Annotated in this window: 16 protein-coding genes and 1 pseudogene; 3 read left to right on the plus strand and 14 right to left on the minus strand. The window is 70.1% G+C overall.

What is annotated here, in order from left to right:
• Positions 1–4 precede the first annotated feature (4 nt).
• From ACGFNK_RS36265 to ACGFNK_RS36305, 9 genes and pseudogenes are all read right to left on the minus strand, one after another.
• Positions 5–2,287 carry a glycoside hydrolase family 95-like protein gene (locus tag ACGFNK_RS36265; RefSeq protein WP_393422880.1) on the minus strand — a complete coding sequence of 761 codons (2,283 nt, stop codon included), beginning with the start codon at positions 2,285–2,287 and terminating at the stop codon, positions 5–7.
• Positions 2,288–2,325: 38 nt separating this feature from the next.
• Entirely contained in the window at positions 2,326–3,075 is a 750-nt protein-coding gene (locus tag ACGFNK_RS36270) for a polysaccharide lyase (RefSeq protein WP_393422882.1), read from the minus strand.
• Positions 3,076–3,078: 3 nt separating this feature from the next.
• Complete coding sequence (locus tag ACGFNK_RS36275; RefSeq protein WP_386345163.1) at positions 3,079–3,750, minus strand: cinnamyl alcohol dehydrogenase; 672 nt, start codon at positions 3,748–3,750, stop codon at positions 3,079–3,081.
• A gap of 227 nt (positions 3,751–3,977) precedes the next feature.
• Positions 3,978–5,414: an alkaline phosphatase family protein gene (locus ACGFNK_RS36280; RefSeq protein ID WP_393422884.1), complete on the minus strand. Its 1,437-nt coding sequence runs from the start codon at positions 5,412–5,414 to the stop codon at positions 3,978–3,980.
• A gap of 680 nt (positions 5,415–6,094) precedes the next feature.
• A pseudogene (eboE, locus tag ACGFNK_RS36285) lies at positions 6,095–6,940 on the minus strand (metabolite traffic protein EboE); the annotation flags it as partial.
• Between the two features lie 7 nt (positions 6,941–6,947).
• Positions 6,948–7,814 (minus strand): TatD family hydrolase, encoded by an 867-nt coding sequence (locus tag ACGFNK_RS36290; RefSeq protein ID WP_393422886.1) that lies wholly within the window; start codon positions 7,812–7,814, stop codon positions 6,948–6,950.
• Between the two features lie 2 nt (positions 7,815–7,816).
• The gene (locus ACGFNK_RS36295; protein WP_393422888.1) at positions 7,817–8,044 is read right to left on the minus strand and encodes a hypothetical protein; all 228 of its coding nucleotides are present in this window, start codon (positions 8,042–8,044) and stop codon (positions 7,817–7,819) included.
• A gap of 56 nt (positions 8,045–8,100) precedes the next feature.
• Complete coding sequence (locus ACGFNK_RS36300) at positions 8,101–8,958, minus strand: sugar phosphate isomerase/epimerase family protein (protein WP_393422890.1); 858 nt, start codon at positions 8,956–8,958, stop codon at positions 8,101–8,103.
• 40 nt (positions 8,959–8,998) lie between these two features.
• Positions 8,999–9,931 carry an SCO3242 family prenyltransferase gene (locus tag ACGFNK_RS36305; protein ID WP_393422892.1) on the minus strand — a complete coding sequence of 311 codons (933 nt, stop codon included), beginning with the start codon at positions 9,929–9,931 and terminating at the stop codon, positions 8,999–9,001.
• Positions 9,932–10,101: 170 nt separating this feature from the next.
• On the opposite strand from ACGFNK_RS36305, the gene ACGFNK_RS36310 reads away from it, so the two are divergent.
• A complete protein-coding gene (locus ACGFNK_RS36310) occupies positions 10,102–11,580 on the plus strand; it encodes a glycoside hydrolase family 3 N-terminal domain-containing protein (RefSeq protein ID WP_393422894.1) in 1,479 nt (492 codons plus the stop codon).
• A gap of 497 nt (positions 11,581–12,077) precedes the next feature.
• Here ACGFNK_RS36310 and ACGFNK_RS36315 read toward each other — a convergent pair whose 3' ends face one another.
• A complete protein-coding gene (locus ACGFNK_RS36315) occupies positions 12,078–13,103 on the minus strand; it encodes an N-acetylglucosamine kinase (RefSeq protein ID WP_393422896.1) in 1,026 nt (341 codons plus the stop codon).
• A 109-nt stretch (positions 13,104–13,212) separates the two neighbouring features.
• On the opposite strand from ACGFNK_RS36315, the gene ACGFNK_RS36320 reads away from it, so the two are divergent.
• Entirely contained in the window at positions 13,213–14,445 is a 1,233-nt protein-coding gene (locus tag ACGFNK_RS36320; RefSeq protein ID WP_393423002.1) for a glycosyl hydrolase, read from the plus strand.
• Positions 14,446–14,521: 76 nt separating this feature from the next.
• Positions 14,522–16,816: a glycoside hydrolase family 3 N-terminal domain-containing protein gene (locus tag ACGFNK_RS36325; RefSeq protein WP_393422898.1), complete on the plus strand. Its 2,295-nt coding sequence runs from the start codon at positions 14,522–14,524 to the stop codon at positions 16,814–16,816.
• Here ACGFNK_RS36325 and ACGFNK_RS36330 read toward each other — a convergent pair.
• The 4 genes from ACGFNK_RS36330 to ACGFNK_RS36345 form a co-directional block, all read right to left on the minus strand.
• Positions 16,780–17,685 (minus strand): carbohydrate ABC transporter permease, encoded by a 906-nt coding sequence (locus ACGFNK_RS36330; protein ID WP_393422900.1) that lies wholly within the window; start codon positions 17,683–17,685, stop codon positions 16,780–16,782. The two genes, ACGFNK_RS36325 and ACGFNK_RS36330, sit on opposite strands and share 37 nt — an antisense overlap.
• Complete coding sequence (locus tag ACGFNK_RS36335; protein WP_386345177.1) at positions 17,682–18,701, minus strand: carbohydrate ABC transporter permease; 1,020 nt, start codon at positions 18,699–18,701, stop codon at positions 17,682–17,684. The genes ACGFNK_RS36330 and ACGFNK_RS36335 overlap by 4 nt, the downstream gene beginning before the upstream one ends.
• Positions 18,701–20,071, minus strand: a complete 1,371-nt coding sequence (locus ACGFNK_RS36340) for an extracellular solute-binding protein (RefSeq protein ID WP_393422902.1) — start codon at positions 20,069–20,071, stop codon at positions 18,701–18,703. The genes ACGFNK_RS36335 and ACGFNK_RS36340 overlap by 1 nt, the downstream gene beginning before the upstream one ends.
• Positions 20,072–20,247: 176 nt before the next feature.
• The gene (locus tag ACGFNK_RS36345) at positions 20,248–20,880 is read right to left on the minus strand and encodes a peptidyl-prolyl cis-trans isomerase (protein ID WP_393422904.1); all 633 of its coding nucleotides are present in this window, start codon (positions 20,878–20,880) and stop codon (positions 20,248–20,250) included.
• Positions 20,881–20,892 lie beyond the last annotated feature (12 nt).

The following is a 20,892-nucleotide window of genomic DNA, read 5'->3' on the forward strand; positions in this document are numbered from 1 at the left end:
TGTGCTACGGCAGACCCCACGGCTCGCCCGGCTCGCTCAGGGCCACCGGAGCGATGTCGAGTTCGGGGCGTGCACCGGCGTACAACAGCACCTCCCGGCCCTTGGCCAGCTCGATCACCAGGGTGCCGTCGTCCGTCGTATGCGTGCGCGCCCGGCTGCCGTCGTCGAGCACCGCGGTCACCGGCCCGCCCGTCAGACCGTGCCGAATCTCGAGCCGCTCACCCGCCAGGCTCCGTACGCGTACGAAACGGGTGACCCCGCCCTTGCGGACCGCGCTGACCAGGAAGGCCCCCTGCGTGCGGAAGTCGTGCAGCGTGGCATCGGCCCAGGAATCCGGAACGGCGGGGAAGATCCGTACGACACCGCCCCAGCTCTGGCAGAGCATGTCGTGCAGCGACTGCGACGCCGACAGCGGTGTCTCGATGACCGGACCGGCCTCGGTGTAGTGGGTGTTGGCCCGGCACGGATACCGCGTGCTGGGGTCGAAGAACTTCTTCAGATACTCCAGCGCCGTGGAGCCGCGGCCCATCATCGCGTACATCGACGCGGCGCCCGTATAGCTGTAGCCGCGGTGGGATCCGGTCACCGCGTGCCAGTGGACGACCGACTTCTCGATCAGCTCGCGCTGCTCCGGCTGCTCCCAGTTGACGAGATACAGCGGGTACACCATCAGCAGGTGGGAGTAGTGGCGGTGGGACTGGGCGTACGGGGTGTCCGCACCGATCATGAAGCCGTTCTCGTCCACCGGATACGGCGTCAGCTTCGCCAGCACCTCCTGCCAGCGCGGCTTCAGCGGATCGTCGACCCCCAGTCGCTCGGCCGCCTCCAGGAGCGTGGTGCATCCCCAACGGATCAGCGCCAGATCGTAGTTGGTGTCCTTCGGCGGTACGACGGGATACTCCGGCGACAGCGTCGACGGCAGGTGCAGCTTGCCGTCGCTGTCCGGCTGGAGGAAGTGCAGGTAGTAGTTGATCGCGCGGCGCAGCAGCGGGAACACCGTGTCGCGCAGCAACGCCTCGTCCATGGTGTGGCGGTAGCTCAGCCATACGTTGTGCAGCGCCCAGGTCAAATTGCCCGACTCACCGCCACTGCCCGGGGTGGGGGCACTGCGGTTGGCGAACATGTCGGAACTGCGGCCGACTCCGGCGCTGTCCGAACGGTACGCGGCGGGCACGTTCGCGATCAGCTGTTGCTGGTTCTGCCTCAGGGTGGTGGCGAGCGAGTCGAGTTCCAGATGGTTGGAGCCGTGAATGAGCCAGTACTCCAGCTGCACATTGAGGTTCCACCACACGGCGGGCCAGGGTGTGGGCTCCAGCCAGGGCCCGCAGGTGGCCATCACGGGGCCGTCGGCGCGGCTGGCGGACGCGACCTTGTAGAGCTGGATCCAGTGGAAGCTCTGCAGGCGCTCGTCGGGGATCGAGACGAAGCTCTTGCGGTAGAAGGCGTGCCACCAGCGGGTGTGAAGCGCGCGGACCACGCCGTACGGAGCGGCGCGCTGGACCTTCCGCAGCGAGACCTCCCCGGCGCGGGTGTCGGAGGGGTAGCTGTGGGCGACGCCGAGCAGGAGCGTGTCGCCTGAGCGGCGGTAGGCCGTCGCCGTCTGGCCGCCGCCGAGGAGCGGCTGGAGGACCTGCTCGATGTCGCCCGAAGTCCGTGTGGTCCACGGCGGGTTGGCGACGTACCCGGCCGGCGGCGCCTCGCTGATCTTCCGGGGACTGACGGCCTCCTCGGGGTGGAACGTCCAGCGCACCTCCTCGTCGCCTTCGGCCGTCACGCGCGCGGCGAGGATCCCGTCATGGATGAGCGCGGAGAGCGTCAGGGTGCCCTTGTCGGTGCTGATCGTCCCGGTGAGCTCGGCGTTCCACAGACTCAACCGCCAGTCGACCGCACTGATGGTGCCGACCGGGTCGAGCGTCAGATGCCCCACGGGCAGCCGGCACGTCCCCCAGCCACTGCCGAACTCGGGCCGGTGATCCTGCACTTCACCGTGCTGCACGGTGAAGCGAATGCCCTTCGTCTCCGGGTCCCGGTAGACCATGCTGCCCAGCCGGCCGTCGCCGAGGAACGGCCCTTCGTGCCACAGCGTGGGCAGCCTGCGCCACACCAGATCCTGCTTCCGCAGGAAGTCGGCCCACGCACCGTCCGACTCCATACGGTTACGGAGCTTCCAGCGATGGCCCTCCGGACCGATGACACTGGAGGAATCAGCGGCCTGGGCAGCTTCCGGAAGAGCGGCAAGAGTTGTGCCGGCCAGCGCCGAGCCGAGCACTGCTCTGCGAGAGGTCATGCGGGTGCCTCCAAGGGGAGAGGTGATGGGGAGCGGCGTCAGGCCCAGCCGGCCGGTTCGGCCAGCGCGTACGTCGAGGCGATCCGGTGGCTGTCGTGCAGGACCGTCAGCGTGCGCGGGCCGCTGGGCGTGCCGTCGCGCCAGGCCGTGCAGTAGATCCCGTTGGACCAGCGGATCGTCCGTGAGGTGGACGGCAGTACGGTGATGCCGGTGCGGCTCACCGTCTTCGTGCCGTTCAGCCACACCTCGAAGGCGCCCTGGCCGTCGCCGGCGAGCTTCAGCCGGGTGACGACCCTGATCCAGGTGCCCCGCAGGCCACTGATCGACCCGGCCGTCCCCTTGATGCCGCCGGAGCCGCCGAACCGGATCGTGGACCCGATGACGAACATCAACAGCCAGGGTCCTTCGGGGTCTTCGGGCGACCACTGCTGGAAGGTGACGTTCTGGTCATGGAACGTCCAGTCGGAGGCGAGACGGATCGCCTGGCCGTAGTACCGGTCCTCACCGACGCTCTGCGCGCCGCGCTTGATCACTTCGGAGTGGTAGCCCCCGGTCTCGTCGATGTACGTCTGCGTCGCCGCGAGAGCGTGAGCGCCTTTGTACGTGGGCGAGTCGACGGTCTCGATCACGCCGTCCTTCTGTGTGTAGGCGTGGTCCCAGCCCTCGACGCTGCCGCGATTCTGGAAGTAGACCTCGTCGGCGGCGTCCGCCCGTCCCGGCAGGAGCGCGGCGGTGGCACCGGCGAGGCCGAGTCCGCCGAGCGCGGTGAGTGCCCTTCGTCTCCGCATGGCTCACCGCGTCCAGTACGTGATGTTGCGGAAGCGCGCCTCGGCGCGACCGCTGCCGTGGTGGTAGACGCCGTTCTTGAAGTGGCGGGTGGCCGGGCCGCGGTCCTGGGTCGTCAGCACCAACTCGTCGTCGAAGTAGACCTTGACGCTGCGGCTGGAAGCGTTGTGCTCCAGCTTGACGTTGAACCAGGTGTTGTACGCGTTGGTCTTCAGGACCGTACGGTCGTACGCCCGTACCGTGCCGCCGCTCGCGCTGTACGCGTTGAGCATGAAGTCCGTGGCGGGGGTGCCCTCGGGGTGGATCACCCGGAGGATCTGCACAAAGGTCGCGCCGTTCGTACCGGACGGGAGATACACATCGGCGTCCCACATGTGCTGCCCGGACGTGTACTCCTGCCTCCAGCGCATCTCGGTGCGCGGGTCCGTGGAACTGCCCTGCGACATGGGCTCGTCGGTGTCGTACACCCACATCCGGTGCACACCACCGCTGTTGCTGTAACGCTCGCTCAGGCTGAGATTCCACGGCTTCTGCATGCCGTACGTGAACGAGGTCTTCTCCCAGCCGTCCGTGGGTGACGCGGCCACGGCGGAGGACACCGACGGGGTCATCGCCCAGGCGGCGCCCCCCGCGAGTAAGCCTCCGGCGGCAAGGACCGTACGTCTTGATGGGTTCATGTCACTCCTCGGGAAATACATCGGAGCTATCTCTCGAGGCAACGTAGAAGCTGGCGGATAAGGGCGTCAACATGTCGGACGCGTCGAGGATAGATCCGATGTACGGCTCGCTAGGTCTGGACCTTACTCACCGGGCGTGGTACGTGAAAGGACGGATCGGCAGGCACCGCGCGGGCGTCCTCATGACGGGTGATCAGCCAAGGGCTGTTCTCGCCCCAGAGGGGAGGTCATTCGGCGTGCCCTTCTTGCTTCTCTTCTTCTTGCGGAAGTCCCTCTTGCTCAAGTTCCCCTTGCTCAAGCCCCGCGAGCCGCAGCAGCAGCGGCTTGACGTCCGTGGCCGCGAACTCCGTACGCGCAGGACCCGGCTCCGAACACAGCAGTACGGGCCCGTGGTCCGGATCCTCCGGCAGCCGGCCGTGGCTGCCGCGCACCCCCGACGGGTCCAGCGGGACGGTCTGTATCCGGTAGCGGAACCCGAGCTTCTTCCGGGCGATCTGGCCCACGGCCTTCAGCTTCACCGCCGGGACGGTCTCGTCGTACAGCAGCTCGGCGGGGTCGTAGCCGGGCTTGCGATGGATCTCCACCTGGCGGGCGAAGTCCGGGGCGCGCTCGTCGTCCAGCCAGTAGTAGTACGTGAACCAGGCATCGGAATCGGCGACGGCGACCAGCTCGCCGGACCGCTCGTGATCGAGGCCGTACGCCACCTTGCCCTCGGCATCCAGCACCCGCTCCACACCGCCCAGTTCGCCGACGATCTTCGCGACGGCCGGAGTGTCGGCCGGGTCCCTTACGTACACATGCGCCACCTGGTGATCGGCGACGGCGAACGCGCGTGAGGTCCAGGGGTCCAGGTACTCCATGCCGTCCTGCGTGTACACGTCCAGCAGTCCGGCACGGCGCAGGGCGCGGTTGATGTCGACGGGGCGGGAGACCGGGGTGATGCCGTACTCGCTGAGTGCCACGACGGTGGCGCCTTCGGCGAGGAAGTGGTCGATCAACGGGCGGAGCGCCTCGTCGAGTTGGCGGGCGGCGCGGGCGGTCTCGGGGGAGTCCGGGCCGGACCGCTGGGGCTCGTAGTCCATCTGCGGGATGTAGACGAGGGTCAGGTCCGGGCGGTGCTCGTCGAAGACCTGCCGGGCGGCGCCGAGGATCCACTGGGTGGAGGGCATGCCCGCGTTCGGCCCCCAGTAGGTGAAGAGGGGGAACGGGCCGAGCCGCTCGGTGAGTTCGTCGTGCAGGGAGGGCGGCCAGGTGTAGCAGTCGGGTTCCTTGCGGCCGTCGGAGTAGTAGACGGGCCGCGGCGTGACGGTTAAGTCGACGTCCGCCCCCATGGCGTACCACCAGCAGATGTTCGCGACCTTGTAGTCGGGGTCGCTCTTCCTGGCCGTCTCCCAGATCTTCTCGCCGCCGACGAGCGCGTTGTGCTGCCGCCACAGCAGGACTTCGCCGAGGTCGCGGAAGTACCAGCCGTTGGCGACCGCGCCGTGGGTGCTCGGCGGTTCCCCGGTGAGGAAGGTGGACTGGGCGGTGCAGGTCACCGCGGGCAGGGTGGTACCGAGCGTGGCCTGGAACCCCCGTTCACCGAGGGCGGCGACGGCGGGCATATGGCGCAGCAGCGTCGGGGTGAGCCCCACGATGTCGAGCACGACGAGCCGGTCGGTCATGACGTTTCCTCCTTCAGGCCGAGCCCCGTCAACCGGTCTCTGGCCCAGGCGAGTTCGGCGGCGATGCCCCCGGCCAGGTCGGCCGGCGGCCGGGGCAGCACGGACCAGGTGTAGGTCTCCACCTCTATATGGTCACAGGCGGCGACCGGACCACCGAGAAGTCCGGAGAGTACGGCGGTGAGCTGGGGAGCGGTCGTACGGAGCGGGGCTTCGGGCTCGGCATGCAGCGGGGCATGAAAGTGCACCCGCCAGGCGCCTCGGTCGGCGGGAAGCCCGCCGGCCAGGGCATCGGGGAGATCGTCGACACCGAGGACCGGGCCCTCGCCCGGCACGCGCTGCCCGCCCGAGCGACGGGCATGCCCCGGGCCGGCGGGGCCTGTCGGGTCGCCGGGCCGGCCGACGGGACTCGGGTCGGCGGGAGATCCGCCGGCCCGCCCGCCCACCGGGGCACCGGACTGATGCATGCTGCGGACAGGGCTCTCGCCCGGCGCGTGGGGCGCGTCCTGCCTGACGCCGGGACGGGCGCACCCGGAATCGACGGGGCCGGTCGGCCCGTCGAGCCCGCAGATATGCCGGATCCCGCCTCCCTGCTCGTCCGCCGTGGCCTCCCTCTGGCGCGGGATCCGCAGCCCCGCCACGCCGGGGTACGGGCTTTCGCCGGACACGTTGGAGGTTCCCCAACTGCCCTGCGCCGCAACCCTCGTACGCGTCTGATGCAGAAACCGCGGCTCCGCAAGCCGCCCCAGCGCGGCCCGAGCAGCCGGATCCGCCGGATCGTCCGCCTCCACCGCGCAGGACGCCTGGAGCTTGACCACCGGCAGCCCGGCGGCGGCCAGCCGCGCCAGTGCGGCACCCGGGTCCTCGAACTGGACCGCGAGATGGCAGGCGTCCAGGCAGATGCCGAGCCGTTCCGGGTCCAGGCCGCCCAGTTCCCGTACCGCCTGCGTGGTCGTCTCCACCACGCACCCCGGCTCCGGCTCGAAGCCGACGCGGACCGGACGGCCGGTTTCGCGTTCGATCGCGGCGAGGCCCTCGGCCAGCCGGTCCAGGGCGCGGCGGGCGATGTTGGATCGTTCGGCCGGCCAGGGCGTGCGCCAGGCGAGCGGAAGCGTGGAGACGCTGCCGCGGCGGGCGTCGTCCGGGAGGAGGGCGGTGAGGACGCGGGCGCAGTCGAGGGTGTAGTCGAGGCGGGCCTTGTGCGTCCAGTCGGGAAGGTAGACGTCCTTCTTGACGACCTTGCGATGGAAACCGGCGTACGGGAAGGCGTTCAGGGTGACGGTCTCCAGTCCCCGCAGGCTCAGCTCGTCCTTCAGCCGCGCCAACGCCCTTTCGTCACCGACGAGTTCGGTGACGACATCGCGGGCCAGCCACAGGCCGATGCCGAGCCGGTCGACGCCGAGCCGCTCCCGTACGGGTTCGGCGTACGCGGCGAGCTGTGCGAGCACCCCGTCCAGGTCCTCCGCCTGATGGACGTTGCTGCAGTACGCGAGGTGGATGGGCGTCCCGTCGGGATGGCGCAGGCGCATCGCCCGCTCACTCTCCGCCGCGCTTGATGGAGTTGCCCTGATAGGCCGCGGACTCGTCGGGCTTCGGCTCGTCCAGGACCGGGTCGAGGTCCAGCCGGCCGCTCTGCCCGTAGAAGGCGACCGGGTTGCGCCACAGCACTCGGTCGACCTCGTCCACCACGAACCCGGCCGCCAGCATCGCCAGACCGGTCTTGCGGGTCTTCAGCGGATCGCTGCGCCCCCAGTCCGCCGCCGAGTTGACCATCACCCGCTCGGTCCCGTGCTCCTGGAGGATCCCCACCATCCGCTCCTCGCTCATCTTCGTCTTCGGATAGACCGAGAACCCGGCCCAGCAGCCGCTGTCGAGGACCATGCCGACGGTGAGTTCATTGAGATGGTCGAGCACGACCAGCTCGGGCGCGATCCCCGACTCCCGTACGACATCCAGAGTCCGTCGCGTGCCCGCCGCCTTGTCGCGGTGCGGGGTGTGGACGAGGGCCGGGAGTTCGTGCTCGACGGCGAGCTGGAGCTGGCGGGCCAGAGCCTCGTCCTCCTCCTTGGTCATCGAGTCGTAGCCGATCTCACCGACCGCGACGACCCGGTCCTTGGCGAGATAGCGCGGCAGCTCGTCCAGCACCGGCACGCAGCGCGGATCGTTGGCTTCCTTCGGGTTGAGGGCGATCGTGCAGAAGTGCTGGATGCCGAACTGCGCGGCGCGGTACGGCTCCCAGCCCAGCAGCGAGTCGAAGTAGTCGTAGAAGCTCTCGGGCGAGGTACGGGGCTGGCCCAGCCAGAAGGCCGGTTCGACGAGGGCGCGCACCCCGGCGGCGAACATCGCCTCGTAGTCGTCCGTCGTACGGGAGGTCATGTGGATGTGGGGATCGAAGATGCGCATGATCAGGAGACTCCATCGAGGGCGGCGGGCGCGAAGGCTCGGATGACGGGAGTGATGTCCTCGACGGTCCAGTGGTCGTCGATCCTGGCCCGACCGCGGCGGCGGCGGACGGAGGGAAAGAGGGCGCCGATGGCGGTGGGACCGGCGAGGGCGCGGTCGACGGAGGTGTCGGGCCAGGCGCGGGCCTCGGGTTCGAGCACCGTGGGGAGTTCAGGTATGCCGGAGATCATGGTCGCGCTCTCTGTGCTGCTTGCGCTTCTTGTACTGCCTCTTGTGCCTTCTGCTCTCACTGCACTTTCTGAACCGTCGGTGCTTCGAGTGCCGTCCGTCGGAGGAACTCGATGGAGCGTCGGGCCACTTCGGGGGCGTCGAGCGAACCGCCCTGGATCTCGACGGAGACCAGCCCCTGATGCCCGAGTTCACCGAGGGCGGCCAGCACCGGGACGAAGTCGATCTCGCCTTCACCGAATTCGAGATGCTGGTGGACACCGCGCCGCATGTCCTCGATCTGCACGTTCAGCAGATGGGGTGCGGCCAGTTGCACGCACTCCGGCAGCGAGATCTCCTCGACGCAGTGCGCGTGCCCGATGTCCAGCGTGATCCCGTACAGCTCATGCCCGCCGAGCCGTTTCCCGAGCTCCAGACACCGCTCCACGGTGTCGACGAACATGTACGGCTCCGGCTCGAAGGCGAGGGCGACGCCATTGGCCTCCGCCGTCTGCAACACGGTCTCCATACCTGCCGTGAGTCGCTTCCAGGCGTCCTCCTCCGGCAGCCCCTTCGGCGCGGCACCGCTGCACAGATGGACGGTGGGCGAACCCAGGTCGGCCGCGATCCAGATCGCCCGCCGCAGCAGATCGACGCGCCGCTGCGCCCCCTCCGACATCAGCGTCGGCTCGTGCCTGCCCCATGGATCGAGCAGATAGGGTGCGCCCGTCTCGACCGTGGCGCTGAGCCCGTACCACGCCAACTCCCCTGCAAGCGCGTTGACTTGACGCGGCAGATCCTCGGCGTACGGATCCAGGTGGCCGTGGTCGAGCGTCAGCGCCACCCCGTCGTAGCCGAGGTCGGAGAGCACGGCGAGCACATCGCTCAGCCGGTGGTTGGTGAAACCGTTGGTGCCGTAGCCGAATCGCAGATCCATGAGTGACGCTCCTCGGGTCGCTTTCAGGTCGCCCTTCGGGTCAGGTCGGTGACACGCGCCGGGCCAGCCGCCGCGCCAGCGGATGCACGGCCCCCAACGCCGCCGCCACCACGGGCGATCCGCCCCGCGCGGTCAACGCCGTCTGCAACGGCACAAGCCCCAGAATCCCGGCCCCCACCGCCCGCCGTACGTTCTCCCCCGACGGCTCCCGCACGGCCTTGACCTGCGCCAGTCCGTATGTTCCGAGGTAGCCGAGCGCTCCGGCGGCGGCGACCGCGGCGGTACGGGCGTCAGGGTGCCGCCCGGGCCCGGAGGGCGCGGTGCCTGCTGCCGCCAGCGCTGTCGCGGCCGACACTCCGAGTGTGGCCGCGGGAAGCCGCGCCGGGGCGCCGGAGATCTCGTGCCGGCTGAGGGCGGTGAGCGTGTACGTATGCAGCCCGACCAGGGCCGCGGGCGCGAGCCCACGCCGCCCGGACTTCGCCCCACCGGCCGCCACCGCGCCCGCGAGCACGTCCAGGGCCCGTGCCCCGGCCATCGCGGCAGGCCCGGCCTTCGTCGACTTCAGCTTCAGGTCGTACGCCCAGACCAGCCCCGTCAGCGGCAGCGCGACGCCGAGGCCACGGCGACCGCCGGAAAGGGCCGCGAGTCCGAGACCCGCGGCGGTCAGTCCGCAGGCCAGGGAGAGGGCCGTACGACGTGGGACTCGGCCGGAGGGGACGGGGCGCTGGGGGCGTTCGACGGCGTCGACGGTGGCGTCGGCGTAGTCGTTCAGGGCCATCCCCGCCCAGTAGAGGCAGACGGAGGAGGCCATCGTGCCCACCGTCCGGGGGCTCAGCGGGCGCCCCGCGGCGGCGGCCCCCGCGAGGATGTCGCCCGGCACGCTCAGCGCCGCCGGCGCTCGTACGAGACTTGCCAGGTCAGCGAGGCGTACGGGCCGGGATCCCAAGCGGATGTCCGCTTTCCGGTCGTTCATGGGAGCAAGTTACACGCGCTGATTGAACATTCATTCTTGAGGTTTGTGGGAGTTATGTGATGAATATGGCGGCGGTTTGATGTTTCCGTCTGCGTGCTGAGTGCTTCCGTTGAATCGGCCATCCATCCACCTTATTGACTTTCGGTTGGGTGAACCAGAGGATTCCGGGAGTGACCCACACCGAGCACACGTACGCCGGTCCGGCCCTCCCTCCCGACCTCGACGAGGCCGTCCACCGTTGCCTCGTCGCCGGATTCGACGGCACCACGACCGTCCCCGACACTCTGAAGCGGCTCATCGACCGCGGCCTCGGCGGGGTCATCCTGTTCACCCGCAATGTGCGCGACGCGGAGCAGGCCCGCGAACTGACGGACGCGCTGCGGGGCATCCGGCCCGATCTGCTGGTGGCCATCGACAACGAGGGCGGCGGCATCGGGCACCTCGTGAGTGCGGGCGCACCCGAAGTCCCCGGCTGCTTCGCCCTGGGCGTCGTGGACGACACCCGGCTCACCGCCCGGTGTGCCGACGCGCTGGCCGGACACCTGGCCTCGCTCGGCATCACGGCCTCGTACGCCCCTGTCGCCGACCTTCAGCACCACCCGCTGAACCCGATCGTGCGCACCCGCTCCTTCGGCGCCGATCCCCAGCTGGTCTCCCGGCATCTGCGCGCCTGGATCACCGCCACCCAGGCGCGCGGCGTCGCCTCCTGCGCCAAGCACTTCCCGGGCCACGGGGGCACCGTCACCGACAGCCACCACGATGTGGCGGTCGACCCCCGGACGTACGACGAACTCGACCTCGCCCCCTTCCGCGCCGCGATCGCTGTGGGCGTGCCGATGCTGATGAGCGCACATGTCGTGTTCCCGGCACTGGATTCCGACCGCCCGGCCACGCTGAGCCCCCGCATCCTGAGCGGCCTGCTGCGCGACGAGCTGGGCTTCGAGGGCGTATTGGTCAGCGACGCGCTGGAGATGAAGGCGATCGCGGACAGGTACGGGGAGGCGGCCGGTGCACGGCTGGCCCTCGCAGCCGGCGCCGATCAAGTCATCGTCGCGGTACCGGACTTGGGGGTCACGGCCGGTTGCCGGGATGCGGTGCTGGACGCGGTGGGCAGCGGTGCGCTGCCGGCAGAACGGGTGCAGGAGGCCGCGGGCCGGGTCCGGCGGCTGGCCGATCGGTATGCGGCGCCGGTGGCTTCGGGCGCGGTCGCCAGATGGGATGTCGGGGCCGGATTGGAGGCGGCACGGCGGGCGGTACGGGTGCCTGCGGCGCCGGTACGGGGATCCCATGTCGTCGACCTCTTCCCGCCACCGCATCCCGCGCTCAACTGGGGCGGCGAGGACCTGCTGACGGAGGTACGCGCCCTCGACCCCACGGCCACGGGGACGGCGGTCACGGATCCTCCGGCGGATGTGGTGGGCCTCGCCGCCGGAATATTGCGACTGGCAGAGGGCGCGCCGCTGGTAGTCGCCACGTGCGACGCAGGCCTGCATCCCTGGCAACTCGCCCTCCGGGACGCGCTGTTGGCCGGGCGGGCGGACGCGGTCCGGGTGTCGACGGGGCTGCCGGACGGCGGTGACGTGTGCTCGTACGGACGCGGTCGGGTGAATCTTCGGGCGGTGGCGGAGGTGCTGGTGGGTGTCGCTTGAGGCAGACGTCCGGCAGGTCCTAGAGGCCGTAGTGATCGCGGATCTCCCCCAGGCTCGGGGTCCTCGCCCTCAGGGCCAAAGACCGCCCACACGGTCGGGTGAGCTGACTACCGTGCGTTGCGAGAACCAAGCGCGTACGCCGTGCTGATCGAGAGCCAAGACAGCACATGCACCTCCAAGCTTTGCTGTACGAACCCGGGCTGGTTTCAACCCGGCTGGTGTTGATCGTGGAAGACCTGTCGGGTCGCTGACCCGCAGGCAGCGTGAGCCAGGAATCCCCCTGCTTCAGCTGGGGGAGGATTCAAGGTGAGCGTACCCAGGTGGCGGCTCGGACGGAGCCGTCCCGATCCGGCGAAAGTGGCGCAGCACCCGCCGGTGCCGGCCTGGAGTCCCGCCGGCCGACCGACTTCCGAGACTTCGTCACGCCGAGAGTGGCTCGGCCGCGGGCACGCGCAGCGCCGGGCCCTCCAAAGACCCGACGCGGACCTGAAGCTGCCCTACCGCACAACCCGCGGAGCGAGCTCCCGCTCCAGCCGGGCCAGCGCCACAGCGCCACCGCAGCCGTCCGTCACCCGGTCGGCCTCCAGTCCGAGCTCCTCCAGGCGACGCTGCACGGCCTCGGTGAGAGGCCCGTCCGCGCCGAGCAGCCCGCCGGTGGCGACCAGCCGTTCCCCCGGGCGGCAGCCCAACGCGCGGACCGTCTCGGCCAGTTGATCGGCCGCCTCGCGGAGAATGGCCGTAGCGACGGCATCCGCGCCGCGGGCCGCCTCGCTCACCAGCGGGGCAAGCCCGGCGAGTTGGATCGGCGGCTGAGCCACGACGGCGGGCAGCAGCCGCATGCGATACGCCTCGCGTTGTGCCCGGGACGTGAAGGCAGGCCCCTCAGACCCACCACCGCCCGGCAACACGTCGGCCGGAAGCCCGAACGACCGGCCGACCAGCGCAGCCAGCACCGTGGAACCACCCCGCCCGTCCGCCATACGCAGCGCCGAACGCACCGCCTCGCGCCCGATCCAGAAGCCGCTGCCGTCGTCGCCGAGGAGCCAGCCGTCACCGCCCGCGGTAGCGGTGCAGCGGCGGTCGGTGATGCGGGCCGCGACCGCGCCGGTGCCGGCGACCAGGGCGAGGCCGTTAGCGGGGGTGCCGGGCGCGGAGGCGAAGGCGGCCTCGATGTCGCTGTAGATCTCGACCGATGCGGCGGCGATGCCCAGCCGCCGCAGCGCCGAGGTGAGGGCGGAGTGGGCGTTGAGCCGGCCGGGCTCGTCATCGGCGGTCCGCGAAGCGCCCGCGAACCCGCCCGCCACCGCCACCACCCGGCCGCGCAGCTCTTCCGGCACGGCCTCCGCGATCGCCTCGGCAAGGTGGTCGGTGAGCTGAGGTACGGGGACGGTAAGGGCGTTGCCCGGTCCTGCCGCGCCCGTCCCTCGCGGGCGGCCGTCGCGTGCGGACGCCAGAACGGCGCGCGTACGTGTGCCGCCCGCGTCCAGGCCGACCACGAAATCCTGGTTCAAATCATTGTTCATTGGCGACCATGGTGGTTGATACATTCGCCGGAGACAAGGTCCGACGAGGGCCGACAGGTCCCGAGGAGGCCTGACGTGTTCCGGCGGGCCAGACCAGGAGGAGGTCCCCATCAACACTCCCACCGCGCCCGCACTCCGCTTCGGCGTCAACTACACCCCACGTCGTGGCTGGTTCCACTCCTGGCACGACTTCCACCCGGCGCACGCACGCGAGGACCTGGCGCAGATAGCCGGTCTGGGCCTCGACCACGTACGGATCTTCCACCTCTGGCCGCTCCTCCAGCCCAACCGCATGCTCATCCGCACCGCCGCCGTCGACCAGCTGGTGCGCCTGGTCGACCTGGCTGCCGAGGCCGGGCTCGACGTTCTCGTGGACGGCATTCAGGGCCACCTGTCCAGCTTCGACTTCTACCCGGAGTGGACCCGCAGCTGGCACCACCGCAATGTGTTCACCGACCCCGAAGCCGTCGAGGCCCAGGCCGAACTGCTGAGGGTCCTGGGCCGCGCCCTCGCCGACCGCCCCAACCTCCTCGGACTCCAGCTCGGCAACGAGCTGAACAACCTGGTCGAACACAACCCGGTCACGCCGGACCAGGTGGACCACTACCTCGACACGCTGCTGACCGCCGCCCGCTCCGGACTGGGCGCAAAAGGCCTGGTCACCCACTCCGCATACGACGCCGCCTGGTACGGCGACGATCACCCCTTCACCCCCGAGGCCTCCGCCCGCAAGGGCGACCTGACCACCGTCCACCCCTGGGTGTTCTCGGCCGACTGCGCACGCCGCTACGGTCCCCGCTCCCCACAGGTACTGCACCTCGCCGAGTACGGAGTCGAACTCGCCAAGGCGTACGCCAGCGAACCGGCCCGCCCTGTCTGGGTCCAGGAGACCGGAGCGCCCGAGCCGCACATCCCCGCGGCCGACGCCCCGGATTTCGCCCGCGCGACCGTCCTGAACGCGGCCGACTGCACGGACCTGTGGGGCGTGACCTGGTGGTGCTCCCACGACGTGGACCGCTCCCTGACCGACTTCCCGGAACTGGAGTACACCCTGGGCCTCTTCGACTCCACGGGCCGGGCCAAGCCCATCGCCTCGGCTCTCGCCGACGCGGTGGCGAAGCTGCGCACCGGCTCACACTCGGCGCAGCCGCGCGACACCGCGTTGATCCTGGACTGCACGCCCGCGACCCGTTCCGTGTCCGGACCGGGTGGCGCGTACTTCGAGGAGTGGATGCGGCTACGTACGGAAGGGCTCCGTCCTGCGGTGGTACTGGCCGCGCGGGCGGATGACGGGGAGTACTTGGCGGCGCGGGGCATCAGCGAACTCATTCGGATGCCGTGAAGAGACTTCACGTGGCCTCTGGGCCGTATGCCGGCCACGACGGACCCGCCCCCACCCACCGAGAAGCGACCACTCCATGCTCTATCGCAATCCCACCGCCCCCCTAGAAACCCGCACCCGCGACCTCCTCAGCCGAATGACGCTGCGCGAGAAGGTGGGCCAGCTCAACCAGCGCATGTACGGCTGGAACGCCTACCGGCGCACTCCGGCGGGGTTCGAACTGACCGAGGCGCTGTACGCCGAAACCGAGCGCTTCGCCGGGCTCGGCGCCCTCTACGGCCTGCTGCGCGCCGACGCCTGGTCGGGCGTGGACCACGCCACCGGAGTCGACGCCGCGGGCAGCGCCGCGCTCGCCGACCTGGTCCAGCGCCACGTCGTCAACGAAAGCAGGCTCGGCATACCCGCCCTGTTCGTCGAGGAGGTGCCCCACGGTCACATGGCACTGGACGGCACCGTCTTCCCGGTGAACCTGGCGGTCGGCGCCACGTGGGACCCCGAGCTGTACGAGCACGCCGCGGCCCACGCGGCAGCCGAACTCCGGGACCGCGGCGGCCACTTGGCGCTGGTCTCCGCACTGGACATCGCCCGCGACCCCCGCTGGGGCCGCACCGAGGAGTGCTTCGGCGAGGACCCGTACCTCGCGTCCCGCCTCACCGAGGCGCTCGTACGGGGCATGCAAGGGAACCCCGGGGATCTCTTCGCCCCCGACAAGGCACCCGTCGTGCTGAAGCACTTCGCCGGCCAGGGCGCCACCATCGGCGGCCGCAACTCCGCCGAGTCCGAACTCGGGCCGCGGGAGCTGCACGACATCCACCTCCCCGCCGCCCGCGCCGGTGTCCGGGCCGGGGCCGCCGCCGTCATGGCCGCGTACAACGAGGCCGACGGCATGCCCTGCTCCGGCAACCGCGCCCTGCTGCACGACCTGCTCCGCCGCCGCTGGCGCTTCGAAGGGCTGGTCATGGCAGACGGACTGGCCGTGGACCGGCTGGCCCGGATCACCGGCGACCCGGTCTCGGCGGGCGCCCTCGCCCTGAACTCCGGCGTGGACCTGAGCCTGTGGGACGAGGGCTTCACGCACCTGGAGGAGGCGGTTGAGCGGGGTCTCGTACGCGAGGAAACCCTCGACGCGGCCGTCACCCGAGTCCTCCGCCTGAAGTTCCGCCTCGGCCTCTTCGAACGACCCTGTGCCGCAGACCAGTCGCCAACCCCTCCCACAGCCCTCGCAGCCCTCGGCCGGGATCTGAGCACGGCCCTCGCCCGAGCCGCGGTCACCCTCCTCCACAACAATGGCGGCGCCCTCCCGATCCCCTCGACCGCGACCCGTATCGCCGTCCTGGGACCGCACGCCGCCACCACCGCACACCAACTCGGCGACTACACGGCCCCGCAACGACCCGGCACCGGCACGAGCGTGCTCGACGGGCTGCGGCGGCTCGCCCCGCCCGGGGTGGAGATCACCCACGCCCGCGGCTGCGCCCTCACCGGCGACGACACCTCCGGCATACCCGAAGCCGTCGCCCTCGCCGACGCCGCGGACCTGGCCGTGCTCGTGCTCGGCGGCAGCAGTGCCCGTACCCCGGAGACCGGCTTCGCGGCCAACGGGGCTGCACAACAGACCGGTTCCGAGATGACCTGTGGCGAGGGCGTCGACCTCGCCGGGCTGCGGCTCGGCGACGCCCAGTACGAGCTGTTGCGCGCCGCCTCGGCGACCGGCACCCCCGCCGTGGTGGTCCTGGTGCAGGGGCGCCCACACGCCGTCCCGGAGGCGGCGGACCTCGCGGCGGCACTGCTCACCGTCTGGTATCCGGGCCCGTGGGGAGGAGATGCGATCGCCGAGGTCCTGCTCGGGCACGCGGAACCGGCCGGCCGGCTGCCCGTCTCCGTCCCGCGCTCGGCGGCCCAACTCCCCGTCTACTACAACCACAAGGACACCGAGTACGGCGCCTACGTGGACGACAGCGCCGAGCCGCTGTACTCCTTCGGGCACGGACTGTCGTACACGACCTTCGCGTACGGCCCACCGCGCCTCGGGCAGCACACGGTCGAGGTCGACGTCACCAACACGGGGGAGCGGCAGGGCCGTACCGTCGTCCAGCTGTACATACGGCGGCTGCTCACCCCCGTGTGGCCGCGCACCCTCGAACTACGCGCCTTCCGCTCCCTCGACCTCGCTCCCGGCGAGTGCCGTACCGTCACGTTCCCCCTCGGCGCCGACCAACTGGCCCAGGTCGGCGCCGACCTGGAGACCGCCGTGCTGCCCGGCACGCTGGAGGTCCGGATCGCCGAGTCGGCCCGGGCCGCGCTGACCGCGGTACCCGTCCCGTTCCGCGTGGATCAGAACTTCACCGCTCCCGACGCGACGCCCTTGTAGAACCACCGTTGCGTGATGGCGAACAGCACGAGCACCGGAATCAGGGAGATCACCGACCCGGCCATCACCACCCGCTGGTCGTAGCCGAACGACGAGGTCTGCAGCCGGGCCAGTCCCAGCGTGAGGGTGAAGTTCTCCTCGGAGCGCAGCACGATCAGCGGCCACAGGAAGTCGTCCCAGGCGGCGATGAAGGTGTTGATGGCGACGACCGACATCGCACCGAAGGCGCTCGGAAGGTACAGAAGCCGGAAACGCTGCCACTCTCCCGCCCCGTCGAGCATGGCCGAATCCTCGATCTCCCGCGGGACGGCGAGGAACGCGGCCCGCATGATGAGGACATTGATGGCGCCGACGAAGCCCGGGAGCCATACGCCCGCCAGGCTGTCCACCAGTCCCAGGTCCCTCACGCTGAGAAAGAGGGACACCATGATCGCTTCGAAGGGGAACATCATCGAGGCGACCAGCAGGACCCAGACCGCCTTTCGGCCCCGCCACGCCGGTTTGGACAGCATGTAGCCGGCCAGGGTGGAGAACAGCAGCTGGCTGACGAGGGACAGCACCACCACGATCATGCTGTTTCTGATGTACGTCGCCACGGGCACCTGGTCGAAAACCTGTTGGTACGCCCGCAGCGTCGGCTCCTGGGGCAGGAGGGTGGCGTTCGCGCCGAAGACGTCCTCCGTCGTCCCCTTCAGCGAAGCCAGGAACTGCCACAGCAGCGGGCCGACGGTGATCGCCAGCACGAACAGCAGCAGGAGATAGCGGACCACGAGCTCGCGGGGGCGTCCGTAGTCCCGCCAGCGGAAGCGCCGCCGCGCGGGCCGCGGGGCGGCCGGGGTGCTCGGGGCGGTCGGGGTGCTCGTGGTCATTCCTCATTCCCCCTGGTGAGGCGCTGCGCCAGCAGTGTGAGGCCCAAGGTCAGTACGAACAGAGCGACGCTGACCGCGGCGCCGTACCCGGCGTTGCCGCTGAGCGGATCGAGCCCGACGTCGCGGATGTAGAAGGGCAGGGTGCGGGCCTGGCCGCCCGGGCCGCCGGTGGGGCTGCCGAGCATGTAGATCTCGGTGAACACCCGTAGCGAGCCGATGCCCGTCAGCACGCCGACCAGCAGCATCGTCTGCCGCACGCCCGGCACGGTGATGTGCCAGAAGCGCCGGACGGCGCCCGCGCCGTCCATGGCCGCCGCCTCGTGCAGGTCCTGCGAGACGTTTCCCAGGGCGGCGAGGTAGAAGATCATGTACCAGCCGAGCCCCTTCCACAGAGTCAGGCCCATCGCGGACAGCAGGATCAGCCACGGATCGGACAGGAAGGGGATGGCCTCCCTGATCAGATGTCCCTTCTCCAGCCAGGTGTTGACCAGTCCCTCGTCCTTGAGCAGCCACTGCCAGCTCAGTCCGACGACCACGCTGGAGGCGATCACCGGCGTGTAGAAGGCGGACCGGAAGAACCCGATGCCGGGCAGCTTCTTCTCCACCAGCACGGCGAGCAGCAGCGGCAGCAGCACCATCAGCGGCACCACGATCACCGCGTACAGCACGCTGTTGCGGGTCGCCAGCCAGAAGTCGTCGTCGCCGAGCATGCGGGTGTAGTTGGACAGCCCGACGAAGTTCGCCGCGCCGCCGAGCGGCTTGGCGTCGGTGAACGACAGCAGGAGGGTGTTGAGGAAGGGAAACACGCCGAAGCCCGCCGCGCATGCGATGGCGGGAAGGGCCCACACCCAGGGCAGCCACCAGCGGCGGTACAGGGCGGCGCCGTTGGCGCCCGGCGCGGGCCCGGGCCGCAGCGCCCGGCCCAGACGCCGCAGACGGCCCGGGGCCGGGCCCGGTGCGGCGCTGCTCGCCCCACCTGGCCCGGCCGTCGGCTTCGCGGTCTGTGTCGCTGCCATCAACTGCCCTGCGTAAGCAGCTCGTTGGCCTTGTCCTGGGCGTCCTTGACCGCCTGTTCGGGGCTCTTCTTGCCCTGCATGGCCAGCTGCACCTGGGCCACGATCGCGTTCTGCTGCGCCGGGGAGAGGACGACCTCGTCGGCGGTGGCGGTCTTGAGCTGCTCGGCGACCACCTTGCGGGCCTCACTGAAGGGGTCGTTTCCGGTCACCGTGGTGAAGAACGGGTCGTCCAGGGACTCCGTGGTCGTCGGGAAGATCACGACGTTGGGGTCCTTGCACCAGGCCAGCTGATTCTCCGCGTTGGTCAGGAACTTGGCGAACGCCAGCGCGGTGGGGGCATTCTTGCTGGTCGCGGCGGTCGCGATGTACTGCGGGGCGCCGGAAGTGTGGCCGAGCTGGTCGAACGGGTACTGGCCGACGCCGGTCTTGTCGTAGACCGACGGGCTGTTCTGCTTCACGAAGCGCACGAAGCTGGGGTTCGTCGACCCGTACGCCACCTGGCCGTTGCCGTAGGGCGTGGAGGGGTCGTCGCTGGACGACAGCGAGTCCTTCGGCATCGCGCCTCCCTGGTACAGCTTCTTCATCCAGGCGACCCACTCGGTGGTCCTGGGGTCGTCGGCGAAGGTGAAGGACTTGCCGTCGGCGGCGTACACCTTGATGTCCATCTGCTGCCAGTCGGCCGGGATGCGCCAGATCGGGTTGGCCATGGTCGCGTAGTACTTGCCCTTGGCCGATTTGGCGATCTTCTCGTAGTCCTCGAACAGCCCGAAGATGGTCGTCGGCGGCTTCTTGGGGTCGATACCGGCCTTCTCCAGCAGGTCGGTGTTGTACGTCAGGTTGATTCCGCCGGTGTACCAGGGCAGCACGGTGTGGATGTCCGAGCCGGAGGCGTCCTTCAGGGCGCTCGAGTCCCAGAACGCCTTCACGAAGGGCTTCGACGCGTCGGGGTCCTTCTCGTCGAGGTTGAGCAGGTAGCCGGACTTGGTGAGGGCAGTGGCGGTGACCTTGTTGAGGTTGATCACGTCGGGCAGCGTGCAGGCCTGCGCGTCGGCGACGTTCCGCTCGGTGAACTTGGCGTCGCCCGGGTCGTCGACCCACTTGACGGAGGTGCCGGGGTGTTCCTTCTCGAACGCCTTGATCACCCCGTTGAAGAACGTCCCGAAGTCTTTCTTCAAGTTGGTCGTCTGGAAGGTGATCTTGCCCTTGACGTCCCCGGTGAGCTTGCCGGAACCGACGTTGCCCTTGTCGACCTTGCAGCCGCCGGCGGTGGCCTCGCCGTCCCCGGAGCCTCCGGAGAGACCGCAGCCGGCCGCGGCCAGCGACAGGACGATGAGGCCGGCCAGGGATCCGGTGAGTCTTCTTGCGCGCATTTTTGCCCTCCTGCGACCAGCTTCTGCTGGTTCAGTCGCTGGTTCAATTCACCAACTTGGACTCCGATTGATGAAAATGTGGACCTAAATTCATCGGAGGTCAATGGGGCGACGTGTTGCTTTTGGGTTCCGGCTCGGGGTCGGGACCGGTACTTGGGGCCGACGCCCGGTGCCGGTCAGTGCCGGTGCTCGTGGTCCGGGTGAGAAGGGTCGCCCGGGTGCTCGTGGTCGACGGCGTACACGACGCCGGTACGGGCCTCGTCGAGCCAGGCGAAGAAGGCCCGCCGGCCCGCCGCCCGTCGCAGCTCGCGGGCGATGCCCTCCCGCACCCGCTCGTACGGCAGGAAGTCGGCCGGTGCCGCCCCGCCGAAGGGGTCGGCCCCTCGCCGGAGGGCCTCCGGGGTGAGGAAGCGGTCCCGGTTGCGGTCGTAGTAGTCCCGCACCGCCGCTTCGGAGATGTCCTGCTCGTCGGTGAGACGGGCGAGCAGCGTGCGGGCTGCGGCGGAGAAGGCGAGTACCACCGCGACGATGCTGCCGAGTCCGGCGACGTCGGCCTCGTCCACGGCGAGCAGCCGGGGCTTGGTTTCCTGAGGAGTCGTCAGTCCCCGTTCGGCGCAGGCCCGTTGCGCCAGCTCGTCCGCGACGACCACCTGCGTCGCCCACCGCCGACGCTGCCGCTCCGCATGCGCCAGGCCCTCGGGACGCGCCTCGCGGTCACGCGGCGGTACGGCTTCCAGCAGGGCGTCTACGCGCTCCTCGGCGAGGGGTTCGCCGTGCACCAGGGCGGCGGCACCGAGGGGCGGACGCATGTGCGGATTTGC

This window comes from Streptomyces sp. NPDC048825 (genome assembly GCF_043198355.1).
GTDB lineage: Bacteria > Actinomycetota > Actinomycetes > Streptomycetales > Streptomycetaceae > Streptomyces > Streptomyces xiangluensis.

What these genes read in the sequence shown, in the direction of transcription:
- ACGFNK_RS36335 (WP_386345177.1), bottom strand. Translation starts at nt 18,701, where the DNA reads ATGGCAGCGACACAGACCGCGAAGCCGACGGCCGGGCCAGGTGGGGCG.
- ACGFNK_RS36340 (WP_393422902.1), bottom strand. Translation starts at nt 20,071, where the DNA reads ATGCGCGCAAGAAGACTCACCGGATCCCTGGCCGGCCTCATCGTCCTG.
- ACGFNK_RS36330 (WP_393422900.1), bottom strand. Translation starts at nt 17,685, where the DNA reads ATGACCACGAGCACCCCGACCGCCCCGAGCACCCCGGCCGCCCCGCGG.
- ACGFNK_RS36265 (WP_393422880.1), bottom strand. Translation starts at nt 2,287, where the DNA reads ATGACCTCTCGCAGAGCAGTGCTCGGCTCGGCGCTGGCCGGCACAACT.
- ACGFNK_RS36295 (WP_393422888.1), bottom strand. Translation starts at nt 8,044, where the DNA reads ATGATCTCCGGCATACCTGAACTCCCCACGGTGCTCGAACCCGAGGCC.
- ACGFNK_RS36275 (WP_386345163.1), bottom strand. Translation starts at nt 3,750, where the DNA reads ATGAACCCATCAAGACGTACGGTCCTTGCCGCCGGAGGCTTACTCGCG.
- ACGFNK_RS36290 (WP_393422886.1), bottom strand. Translation starts at nt 7,814, where the DNA reads ATGCGCATCTTCGATCCCCACATCCACATGACCTCCCGTACGACGGAC.
- ACGFNK_RS36280 (WP_393422884.1), bottom strand. Translation starts at nt 5,414, where the DNA reads ATGACCGACCGGCTCGTCGTGCTCGACATCGTGGGGCTCACCCCGACG.
- ACGFNK_RS36270 (WP_393422882.1), bottom strand. Translation starts at nt 3,075, where the DNA reads ATGCGGAGACGAAGGGCACTCACCGCGCTCGGCGGACTCGGCCTCGCC.
- ACGFNK_RS36315 (WP_393422896.1), bottom strand. Translation starts at nt 13,103, where the DNA reads ATGAACAATGATTTGAACCAGGATTTCGTGGTCGGCCTGGACGCGGGC.
- ACGFNK_RS36325 (WP_393422898.1), top strand. Translation starts at nt 14,522, where the DNA reads ATGCTCTATCGCAATCCCACCGCCCCCCTAGAAACCCGCACCCGCGAC.
- ACGFNK_RS36300 (WP_393422890.1), bottom strand. Translation starts at nt 8,958, where the DNA reads ATGGATCTGCGATTCGGCTACGGCACCAACGGTTTCACCAACCACCGG.
- ACGFNK_RS36345 (WP_393422904.1), bottom strand. Translation starts at nt 20,880, where the DNA reads ATGCGTCCGCCCCTCGGTGCCGCCGCCCTGGTGCACGGCGAACCCCTC.
- ACGFNK_RS36305 (WP_393422892.1), bottom strand. Translation starts at nt 9,931, where the DNA reads ATGAACGACCGGAAAGCGGACATCCGCTTGGGATCCCGGCCCGTACGC.